The organism is Sphingomonas sp. Sph1(2015), from assembly GCF_001970915.1.
In the GTDB taxonomy this organism is placed as follows: Bacteria; Pseudomonadota; Alphaproteobacteria; order Sphingomonadales; family Sphingomonadaceae; genus Sphingomonas; species Sphingomonas parapaucimobilis.
The window spans coordinates 1-9,068 of record NZ_MQUI01000078.1; the positions used below are offsets into that span (position 1 = coordinate 1).

Genomic DNA, 9,068 nt, shown 5'->3' on the forward strand with positions numbered 1-9,068 from the left:
CCGCCCGACAGCCCGCAGCGGCCGCGACTATATCGCCCGGCATGGCGAGACGGTGTTCAACCGGATCGGATGCATCCAGGGCGACCGGGTCGAACTGCACACGCCGCTGACCCGAAAGGGATTCGCGCAAGCCGACGCGATCGGCGAAGTCCTGCACGACCGGCTGGGCAAAGCGCCCGCGCTGACTTTATGGTCCTCGCCGACCGGTCGCGCGCTGCAGACGCTGGCGGTGATCGCCGAGCATCTGGCGCTCGACTGGCATGAGACACGCCACGATGTCCGGTTGATCGAGCTGGGCTTCGGCAGCTGGGGCGGACGGCGTTCGGCTGATCTGACCGCGCTCCATGGCCCCATCGTGCATCCGCACGGCATGGCGATAGGGGCGCCCGATGGCGAGAGTTATGCCGCGATGGCGGCGCGGCTGTCCGGCTGGCTGGCGGATACGGCGGCGGATGACGGCGACCGGCTGATCCTGATGCACGGGTTGTCCAGCCGGGTGCTGCGCGGGCTGATGCTGGGGCTGGCGGATGATCCGCTGTGCGGCGTGCCGGTGGCCGAGCGCCTGCCGCAGGGCTCGATCGTGATGATCGAGGGCGGCGTGGAAACGGTGATCCACCGGGCTGGCCCATGAAGCGGCTGGCGCTGATCCTGATGCTGGTCGCCGCGCCGGTCCTCGCGCGCGAGACGATCGGCATCTACAAGGGCTGGGGCGCATTTCGCGATCCCGACCGCTGCTACGCCATCGCCAAGCCGGTGCTGGCCAACGGACGCGTCGGCGGATTCGCCAGCGTCGGCACTTGGCCCGCCAAGCGCCTGCGCGAATCCTTCCATGCGCATCTGAGCCTCCCGCGCGACCGTGCCGCCGCCGTCACGCTGGCGATCGGCGAGCGGCGCTTTCCGCTGGTCGGCACGGCGCAGGACGTCTGGGCGCCCGACGCCGCGACCGACCATGCGCTGGTCATGGCGATACGCTCGGGCCGCAGCATGAGCGTCTCCGCCGTCGACCCGCGCCACCAACCCTTTGCCGACACCTATGCCCTGGCGGGCGCGGCCGCGGCGATCGATGCCGCGACGTTGACGTGTGTGTCAGGGTAAACCCAATTCCTCCCCTGCAAGGGGAGGGGGACCAGCGAAGCTGGTGGAGGGGTATCACCGGTGGCGAGAGCATACTCATCTCTCCGACCTGAACACCCCTCCGTCAGGCCTCTGGCCTGCCACCTCCCCTTCCAGGGGAGGAAGATTTGAGCCTGTGGAAATCCCCGCGTTTTTGCGCTATGGCCGCGCGATGCAGACAGTTTCGGCCGCCCTCATGCCCATTCCGGGGCACATCGATCCCGTGCCCGTGCCGCGCGGCGTGCAACCGCGTCCCGACGGTCGCGTCGACCTGATCGGCCTGACCAAGGACCAGCTGCGCGAGGCATTGCTGTCCGGCGGCATGGAGCTGAAACAGGCCAAGCTGCGCTCCAAGCAGATCTGGCACTGGCTCTACAATCGCGGCGCGACCCGGTTCGCCGACATGACCGACATCGCCAAGGCGCAGCATCCCTGGCTGGAGGAACGCTTCGTCATCGGCCGTCCCGAGGTGGTCGAGGCGCAGGTGTCGAATGACGGCACGCGCAAGTGGCTGCTGCGTTCGGCCGACGGGCAGGATTACGAGATGGTGTTTATCCCCGACGCCGATCGGGGAACCCTGTGCGTGTCGAGCCAGGTCGGCTGCACGCTGAACTGCCGTTTCTGCCACACCGGCACGATGCGGCTGGTGCGCAACCTGACGGCGGGCGAGATCGTCGGTCAGGTCATGCTGGCGCGCGACTCGCTGGGCGAATGGCCCAGCCAGCCCGAGGGGCGGATGCTGACCAACATCGTCATGATGGGCATGGGCGAGCCGCTGTATAATTTCGATGCGGTGCGCGATGCGCTGAAGCTGGTGATGGACGGCGACGGCCTGGCGCTGTCCAAGCGCCGCATTACGCTCTCGACCAGCGGCGTCGTGCCGATGATGGCACGCGCGGGGGCCGAGATCGGCGTGAACCTGGCGGTGTCGCTCCACGCCGTCACCAAGGACGTGCGTGACGAGCTGGTGCCGCTGAACAAGAAATACGGCATCGAGGAACTGTTGCAGGCGTGCGCAGACTATCCCGGCGCCAACAACGCCCGGCGCATCACGTTCGAATATGTGATGCTGAAGGACAAGAACGACTCGGACGCCGATGCGCATGAACTGGTCCGGCTGCTGCGCCATTACGACCTGCCCGCCAAGGTGAACCTGATCCCGTTCAACCCCTGGCCCGGTGCGGATTACGAATGCTCGACGCCGGAGCGGATTCGGCGCTTCTCCGACATCGTGTTCGAGGGCGGGATTTCCGCGCCGGTCCGCACCCCGCGCGGGCGCGACATCGATGCAGCCTGCGGCCAGCTGAAGACGGCTGCCGAGAAGAAGAGCCGCGCACAGCTCGACCGCGAGGCGGAAGAGAAGTTCGCAGCTCTGGGATGAATCAATCCTCCCCGGCACGGGGAGGTGGCAGGCCGTAGGCCTGACGGAGGGGGGCTTCCGCAAAGGACGTACCCAGCGGAGAACCCCCTCCACCACCGCTTCGCGGCGGTCCCCCTCCCCGTGCCGGGGAGGAATGCTCAATCCCTGAGCGCGCGTTCGCCCTCGAACATGTAATCCCGCGTCACCGGCACCGAGAGCCGTCCGCGCGTCAGCTGCACCTGATAGTTGCACAAGCCACCATTGCGGAACGCCGCGCCCGCGCCCGCCAGGTAGAACAGCCACATGCGATAGAAACGCTCGTCGTACAGCTCGACGATGCGGTCCTTCGCCGCCACGGTCCGGTCGTACCAGATGTCCAGCGTCCAGCCATAATGGCAACGCAGCACCTCGACATCGGTCAGGAACATGCGCAGCCCTTCCTGCGCGCGAACGATCTCGGACAAAGCGGGGTTGTAGCCGCCGGGGAAGATATATTTGGTCGTCCAGTCGTCGGTGACGCCCGGCCCGTTCAGCCGCCCGATCGTGTGAAGCAGCATCACGCCGTCCTCGGTCAGCAGGTCACGGCACTTGCGGAAGAAGGTGCGATATTGCGGCGGGCCGACATGCTCGAACATGCCGACCGAGACGATGCGGTCGAACTGGCCCCCAAAATCCTCAGGGCGCACGCGGCGATAGTCGATCAGCTCGAACTTCACCTTGTCCGACACGCCCAGCGCCTCGGCCCGCGCGCGCGCGACCTTCAGCTGTTCCTCGGACAGGGTGACGCCCAGCACTTCCGCGCCGCATTTCTGGTGCAGGTACAGCGCCATGCCGCCCCAGCCGCAGCCGATGTCGAGCACACGCATCCCCGGCTCGATCGCCAGCTTCGCGGCGATATGCGCCTTCTTGTCGCGTTGCGCGCGCTCCAGATCGTTCTGCGGATCGGTGAAATAGGCGCAGCTATATTGCTTGTCGGTGTCGAGGAAGAGTTCGTACAGCGTGCCCGACAGGTCGTAATGATGGGCGACGTTCTTCTTCGAGCGCCGCTCCATGTTGATCCGGTCGATGCGGTGCTTGATCGCGCCCGCCGCCCGGACGAAGCGCGACGGGTTCAAATTCGCCCGGCCCGCTTCCCATTTGTCATTGGCGGTCAACAACTCGACGAGGTCGCGGACATCGCCCTTCTCGACGACCAGACGGCCGTCCATGAAGCTTTCGCCCGCCGCCAGCGCCGGGTTGCGGACGATCTGCCCGGCAACACGCGAATCGGTAAAGCGAATCGCGACGTCAGGATAACCCGGCTCGGGCGAGCCGAACTCGCGCACCTTTCCATCATGATGGGTGAGGGTCAGGCGGCCCTTGCGGACCGCGCGCGACAGAAACAGATCGATCAGCGCCATATGGCACGCCCTAGTGTCTTAAATTCCGGCGTACCAGTCATAATCGACATGATCTTCCCAGTATCCGCCCTTGCCCAGACCTATGTTAGCCAGGCTGGCCACCGCATCGATCCGCATCAGATATTTGGCATGCTTGTACCCCAGCTGCCGCTCGACGCGCAGGCGAAGGGGCGCGCCGTGGCCGATGTCGAGCATCCGCCCGTTCATGCCCCAGGCCAGGATCGTCTGGGGGTGGAAGGCATCGATCAGGTCGATCGATTCGTAATAGGGCTGGCCCCCGTACAGGTCGGCACAGGTGAAGACGATGTAGCGCGCGCGGGTGCTGATATCGGCGGCCTTCAGGATATTGCCCAGCATCGGCCCCATCCATTCGCCGATCGCGCTCCACCCCTCCACGCAATCGTGGCGGGTGATCTGGCGGCGCGCGGGGAATTCGCCGATCTGGCGCAGCGATAGCGACAGTGGCTTGGCCACCAGCCCGCCGACCGTCAGCCGCCAGCCCGCGAACCGGTTGGCGGCCAGCGCGGCATATTCGGGCGTGCCGGGATTGCGGGTGCCGTTGGTGCGGAAGATCGGCGACATCTGGTCGCGGCGATATTCGGGGGCCAGCGCACCCCGGTCCATCAGCGCGCGTTGCAGCCCCTTTTGCATATCCTCGCCCGCGAACAGGATTTTCCGTGCGGTGGGTTGCTGGATGATCTGGTCGCAGCCCGCAAGGAGCAGCCCGGCGCCGCCGGTCAGGATGGTACGACGCCCAATCACTCTGGCGGTCATTCGGGAATCCTCCAGCGGCCGGTAATCATCGACCGCAGCTCGTTGAGCGGCCCGGCCAGAATGACCAGGACCAGATGGACGATCAGGAACAGCGCCAGTGCGCTGGCCGTGATGAAGTGGATCGACCGCGCCGATTGCCGCCCGCCCAGCAGGTCCAGCACCCAGGGCCAGGCCGCGTTCATGCCGGGCGACAGCGCAATGCCGGTCAGGATGGCGAGCGGCAGCGCGACGAACAGCACGCCCGCATAGCTCAGCTTCTGGAACAGGTTGTAGGCCCTAGGATCGCGTTCGTCGTGGAACCGGAAGGCCAGATGCTGCCGGAAATCCGCCCAGACAGCGCCGGGTCGCAGCTCGCGCCCCCGGATGCGCAGGTCGCGCTGGAAATGCCGCGTGACGAGCCCGCCGATCATATAGGCGAGCAGTCCGAATCCCAGCACCAGCGCGAAGAACAGATGCCAGCGCCGCGAGATCGCCAGATTGTAACGCGCCGGAATGGTCAGCCAGGCGGGAAAATGCGGCAGGCTCGCCCAGGCGTGATCGAAATTCGCGCCGTAGCGCCCCCAGTAGAGCCGGGGATGCGCGTTGGAAATGCCCAGCCCCGATCCCAGCAGGATCAGGACCGCGACCGCATTGACCCAGTGCCAGATGCGCGTCACCCATCCGTGGCGACGGATGATCGTGCCGGGTCTGTCGGCGGCTCTTTCCGGCTCGGTCGGCGTTCCGGCTTCCATCCACACTCCCTTTCGGTGACCATTCATGATCGACAACTGGCATTTCTACGAACCCGTCAACGGTCATGGGCTGGCGCATGATCCCTTGAACGCGATCGTCGCGCCGCGCCCGATCGGCTGGATCGGCAGCCGGTCGGGCGCGGGCGTCAACAATCTGGCACCTTACAGCTTTTTCAACGTCTTCAACTACCGTCCGCCGCTGATCGGCTTTTCGTCGCAGGGGTGGAAGGATTCGGTCGCCAATATCGCCGAGACCAAGGTGTTCACCTGGAACCTCGCCACCATGACGCTGGCCCAGGCGATGAACGCCAGCGCGGCGACCGTGCCCGCCGAGGTGGACGAATTCTCCCTGGCGGGCGTGACGGCCGAGGACGGGCGGCTGGTCGCCGCGCCGCGCGTGACGGAAAGTCCAGTGTCGTTCGAATGCCGCCTGACCCAGTTGATCCGGCTGGAGACCAAGGAGGGCCGCGAACTCGACCAGTGGCTGGTCATCGGCGAGGCGGTGGGTATCCATATCGCCGCCGACCTGATCGAGAACGGCATCTACCAGACCGCGCGCGCCCGCCCGATCCTGCGCGGCGGCGGGCCGGTCGATTATTTCGAGGTGACGGAGGCCGCCCGTTTCGAGATGCGTCGCCCCGACGCCTGATCCGGCCGCCGAAACGGGGGGTGCGGAGGATTCCTGCCATCGGTTACGGCTTTGTAACCCCCCAGGCGTCATAGACGGGCCGATGTTTTGAGAAGGCCCATCATGCTGACCCAGCTTCGGGATCATCACGCCGCGCTGACCCGCTTGCTGGATGACCACCGCAACCTGTGCGACGCCGCGCAGATCGATTACCAGGCCCTGCGCCATGTCCGGTGGCAGATCGCCCATGCCAGCCGCAAGCGCCTGACCTTTCTGGTCGAGACGGCCTTTCCCTTTGCCGAGAGCCATGCCCGGCTAAGGGCCGCGGCCGGGCTGTTGACGCTGCGCAACGAGACGCCGGCCTATGGACAGATCCTGTCGTCCTTCATCGCCCGCTGGTCGATGGAAGCGGTCGCGGCCGATCCACGCGGCTATGCCCGCGCCGCCGACGCCTATCGCCGCGACGCCGACAAGCGGTTGTTCGCGGAGGAACGCCATCTGCGCCTGCTGATGGCCGACGTCGAATGGCAGCCGGGCGGCCTTCTACCCCTTGCGATCGACGATGGAGGCCCGGCGGCGCTCGCTTCGGCACGCTGACCGCGCGAAACCCCGCGGAAACTCGAAACCCTTCCATGTGTTGGTACGACACAGGCGGAACGGCCATGGCCGATATCCGCCCGTCACCACAGGAGGGTTTGTCATGAAATTGTTCGTCCCGCTGATCCTGATCGGCACCCTGCCGCTCGCCGCCTGCGACCAGAAGACCGGATCGACCACCGTGACCAGCAACGCAGCGACCGGCGAAGTGACGGAAACCCAGACCGGCGCGGGATCGGCCGTCGCCAAGCTGGAACCCGGCAAATGGGAGGTGAAGACCCAGGTCAGCGACCTGAAGATGGCCAACATGCCCAAGGGCGTCAGCTCGACTCCGCCCGCCCAGACCAACAGCATCTGCCTGACCGCCGAACAGGCCGCCAAGGGTCCCGCCGAACTGCTGAAGCAGGCGCAGTCGGACTGCACCGTCAAAAGCTCGACCTTCGAGGGCGGCAAGGTCGAGAGCGAACTGACCTGCAAGATGCCCGGCGACATGACCATGCACAGCAAGACCAAGGGCAGCTTCACCGCGACCAGCTTCACCACCGATCAGGAGATGGAGATGACCGGCGCGCATCCGATGTCGCAAAAGGTCCATACCGAGGGCCGCCGTCTCGGCGCCTGCGACGGCGCGAAGTGATCCCCTGCCGGGCCGGAGTGGCGACATCCCGGCCCGGCGGCACCCCGTACGACATGTTAAAGTTTGATTTATATTAATATGACAGAATGCCCCCGATCAGGAGGCATTTGATGATCCGATAACAGGACCATGCAGGAAGGGCCGGGGGGCCTGTCCTGCCCATGAAATTTCTGGATTGCACGGGACATCGCCGGGGTGGGGCCGATGGAGGGCAACCTGTCGAATGCGATCGCGACTATATCGAAAGCACTCCCCATGTTGCCCGAATGGCTCGAAATGCGCGACGCGCTGGCGCGCGTCGTCAGCGAACACCGCATCCTGTGCAACGCGCCCAAGCCCGATACCATCGCGCTAAGCCGCAATCGCTGGCTGCTTTCCAACGCCAGCCGCCAGAGGGCGAACTGGCTGATGCGCACCGCGAACCCCATTGCCGAACGCTTGGCGCACACGCCCGGCGGTGCGGCCTGGCTGGCGGTGCAGGCGACCATGCCCGCCTATCGCCAGCGCATATCCGGGTTCGTTTCAGCCTGGCCGATCGAAGAGATCATCACCGACTGGGACGGATATCGGCGCGGCGTCGCCCAGCTACGCACCGAGGTGACGGCATGGCTGCGTAACGAGGAATTTGCGATCCGGGCACTGGCGGCGGAATGGGAAGCGGCGGCGCTGCCCCCGATGGCCATCCCAGTCAGGCATAGCCGCGATAGAAGAACACCGCCGTCGTCACCGTCGTCAGGAGGAGCGTCCAGCCCCGGATGAGCCCGGCGGGCAGCCTGCGCCCGATCAGCGCGCCGCTCCATCCCCCGACGATGCCACCCGCCAGCATCGGCAGGCACTGCGCCCAAGCGACCATGCCCGTCGCCACGAAGACCAGGGTCGCCGCCGCATTGGCGGTGGCCAGCATCAGGGTGCGCGGCGCGGCCAGCTGCGCCGGGTTGCGCCCCGAGAGCAAACCCCAGGCGGCGGTGAGCATCATGCCGATGCCGCCGCCGAAATAGCCGCCATACACGCCCAGCACCGCCTGCGCCCCCATCAGCGCGCGCGGACCCGGCTTGGCGATCCGTGCCAGCCATTCCGAGGCATGCCGTCCGCCCGCGATCGCGATCGTCGCGGTCAGCAGCAGCCACGGCACGATCAGGTCGAAGGCGCGCGGCGGCGTCAGGAACAACAGGACGCTGCCGAGCAGCGCGAAGACGAAGGTCAGCGCCGCCATCCGCCGCATCGACACGCCCATCACCGGCTCCAGCCCGTGGCGATAGGCCCAGACGCTGGCCATCGCGGCGGGCTGGAGCGCGACGTTGGAAGTGGCGTTGGCGATGGTCGAGGGCAGGCCCAGCGCGATCAGCGTCGGCATGGTCGAGAAGCTACCGCCGCCCGCCAGCGCATTCATCGCGCCCCCGACAAAACCCCCGGCGGCGGCGAGGGCGAGGAAGGTCCAGTCGATCATGCCGGGCAATGCCCCTCCACCACCCGGCTGCGCCGGGCGGTCCCCCTCCCCAAGCGAGCTTGGGGAGGATTTTGCACGACCATTCCTCCCCATCTCCGATGGGCAACTGTGATGCTCACCCGAGCTGTAGCGGCTGACGTTTACGGATCATGGCGTTGAGGATGACGAGGAGTTGTCGCGCAATGGCGATGAGTATAGTCTTTGGCGCCTTACCCTTGGCGCGCATCCTGTCGCGCATGGCGGTGAGGACGGGAATACGCCGTGAGGCATTGAGGGCGGCGATGTAGAGGGCTTCGCGGACCTTGCGCCGTCCACCCCATATGCGTCTGGCGCCGCGCCATGTTCCACTTTCGCGGGCGTGGGGTGCGAGGCCTGCGAGCG

Annotated in this window: 12 protein-coding genes; 7 read left to right on the top strand and 5 right to left on the bottom strand. The window is 66.4% G+C overall.

Translation table 11 applies throughout. The features are described 5' to 3' along the window. The 3 genes from BSZ14_RS18090 to rlmN form a co-directional block, all read left to right on the top strand. Positions 1–631, top strand: a 631-nt coding sequence (locus BSZ14_RS18090) for a histidine phosphatase family protein (RefSeq protein ID WP_241823830.1), incomplete at its 5' end; no start/stop codon positions are given. Beyond that, the gene (locus BSZ14_RS18095; RefSeq protein WP_076711972.1) at positions 628–1,095 is read left to right on the top strand and encodes a hypothetical protein; all 468 of its coding nucleotides are present in this window, start codon (positions 628–630) and stop codon (positions 1,093–1,095) included. The genes BSZ14_RS18090 and BSZ14_RS18095, both read left to right, overlap by 4 nt. 190 nt (positions 1,096–1,285) lie before the next feature. Beyond that, complete coding sequence (rlmN, locus tag BSZ14_RS18100) at positions 1,286–2,494, top strand: 23S rRNA (adenine(2503)-C(2))-methyltransferase RlmN (RefSeq protein WP_042485348.1); 1,209 nt, start codon at positions 1,286–1,288, stop codon at positions 2,492–2,494. A gap of 137 nt (positions 2,495–2,631) precedes the next feature. On the opposite strand, the gene BSZ14_RS18105 is transcribed toward rlmN, so the two are convergent. The 3 genes from BSZ14_RS18105 to BSZ14_RS18115 are packed head-to-tail and all read right to left on the bottom strand — an operon-like array spanning position 2,632 to position 5,378. Then, positions 2,632–3,873, bottom strand: a complete 1,242-nt coding sequence (locus BSZ14_RS18105; RefSeq protein ID WP_076711973.1) for an SAM-dependent methyltransferase — start codon at positions 3,871–3,873, stop codon at positions 2,632–2,634. A gap of 18 nt (positions 3,874–3,891) precedes the next feature. Continuing rightward, complete coding sequence (locus BSZ14_RS18110) at positions 3,892–4,647, bottom strand: molybdopterin-dependent oxidoreductase (protein ID WP_076711974.1); 756 nt, start codon at positions 4,645–4,647, stop codon at positions 3,892–3,894. After that, positions 4,644–5,378 (bottom strand): cytochrome b/b6 domain-containing protein, encoded by a 735-nt coding sequence (locus BSZ14_RS18115; RefSeq protein ID WP_076711975.1) that lies wholly within the window; start codon positions 5,376–5,378, stop codon positions 4,644–4,646. The genes BSZ14_RS18110 and BSZ14_RS18115 overlap by 4 nt, the downstream gene beginning before the upstream one ends. 25 nt (positions 5,379–5,403) lie before the next feature. Here BSZ14_RS18115 and BSZ14_RS18120 point away from each other — a divergent pair, with 25 nt between their 5' ends. The 4 genes from BSZ14_RS18120 (at position 5,404) to BSZ14_RS18135 (ending at position 7,999) form a co-directional block, all read left to right on the top strand. Next, positions 5,404–6,027, top strand: coding sequence for a flavin reductase family protein (locus BSZ14_RS18120; protein WP_076711976.1), 624 nt, complete (start codon positions 5,404–5,406; stop codon positions 6,025–6,027). Positions 6,028–6,129: 102 nt separating this feature from the next. Beyond that, positions 6,130–6,603: a hypothetical protein gene (locus BSZ14_RS18125; protein ID WP_076711977.1), complete on the top strand. Its 474-nt coding sequence runs from the start codon at positions 6,130–6,132 to the stop codon at positions 6,601–6,603. Between the two features lie 103 nt (positions 6,604–6,706). Further along, positions 6,707–7,240, top strand: coding sequence for a DUF3617 domain-containing protein (locus BSZ14_RS18130; RefSeq protein ID WP_076711978.1), 534 nt, complete (start codon positions 6,707–6,709; stop codon positions 7,238–7,240). A 255-nt stretch (positions 7,241–7,495) separates the two neighbouring features. Continuing rightward, positions 7,496–7,999 carry a hypothetical protein gene (locus BSZ14_RS18135; RefSeq protein WP_139330528.1) on the top strand — a complete coding sequence of 168 codons (504 nt, stop codon included), beginning with the start codon at positions 7,496–7,498 and terminating at the stop codon, positions 7,997–7,999. On the opposite strand, the gene BSZ14_RS18140 is transcribed toward BSZ14_RS18135, so the two are convergent. Continuing rightward, entirely contained in the window at positions 7,929–8,687 is a 759-nt protein-coding gene (locus BSZ14_RS18140) for a sulfite exporter TauE/SafE family protein (RefSeq protein ID WP_076711980.1), read from the bottom strand. The two genes, BSZ14_RS18135 and BSZ14_RS18140, sit on opposite strands and share 71 nt — an antisense overlap. Positions 8,688–8,802: 115 nt before the next feature. Continuing rightward, positions 8,803–9,068, bottom strand: a 266-nt coding sequence (locus BSZ14_RS19075) for a transposase (protein ID WP_139330530.1), incomplete at its 5' end; no start/stop codon positions are given.

Bases quoted from the DNA above. Each gene is read 5' to 3' on its own strand.
- BSZ14_RS18130 (WP_076711978.1), top strand. From the start codon at position 6,707: ATGAAATTGTTCGTCCCGCTGATCCTGATCGGCACCCTGCCGCTCGCC.
- BSZ14_RS18110 (WP_076711974.1), bottom strand. From the start codon at position 4,647: ATGACCGCCAGAGTGATTGGGCGTCGTACCATCCTGACCGGCGGCGCC.
- BSZ14_RS18115 (WP_076711975.1), bottom strand. From the start codon at position 5,378: ATGGAAGCCGGAACGCCGACCGAGCCGGAAAGAGCCGCCGACAGACCC.
- BSZ14_RS18105 (WP_076711973.1), bottom strand. From the start codon at position 3,873: ATGGCGCTGATCGATCTGTTTCTGTCGCGCGCGGTCCGCAAGGGCCGC.
- BSZ14_RS18125 (WP_076711977.1), top strand. From the start codon at position 6,130: ATGCTGACCCAGCTTCGGGATCATCACGCCGCGCTGACCCGCTTGCTG.
- BSZ14_RS18135 (WP_139330528.1), top strand. From the start codon at position 7,496: ATGTTGCCCGAATGGCTCGAAATGCGCGACGCGCTGGCGCGCGTCGTC.
- BSZ14_RS18120 (WP_076711976.1), top strand. From the start codon at position 5,404: ATGATCGACAACTGGCATTTCTACGAACCCGTCAACGGTCATGGGCTG.
- rlmN (WP_042485348.1), top strand. From the start codon at position 1,286: ATGCAGACAGTTTCGGCCGCCCTCATGCCCATTCCGGGGCACATCGAT.
- BSZ14_RS18095 (WP_076711972.1), top strand. From the start codon at position 628: ATGAAGCGGCTGGCGCTGATCCTGATGCTGGTCGCCGCGCCGGTCCTC.
- BSZ14_RS18140 (WP_076711980.1), bottom strand. From the start codon at position 8,687: ATGATCGACTGGACCTTCCTCGCCCTCGCCGCCGCCGGGGGTTTTGTC.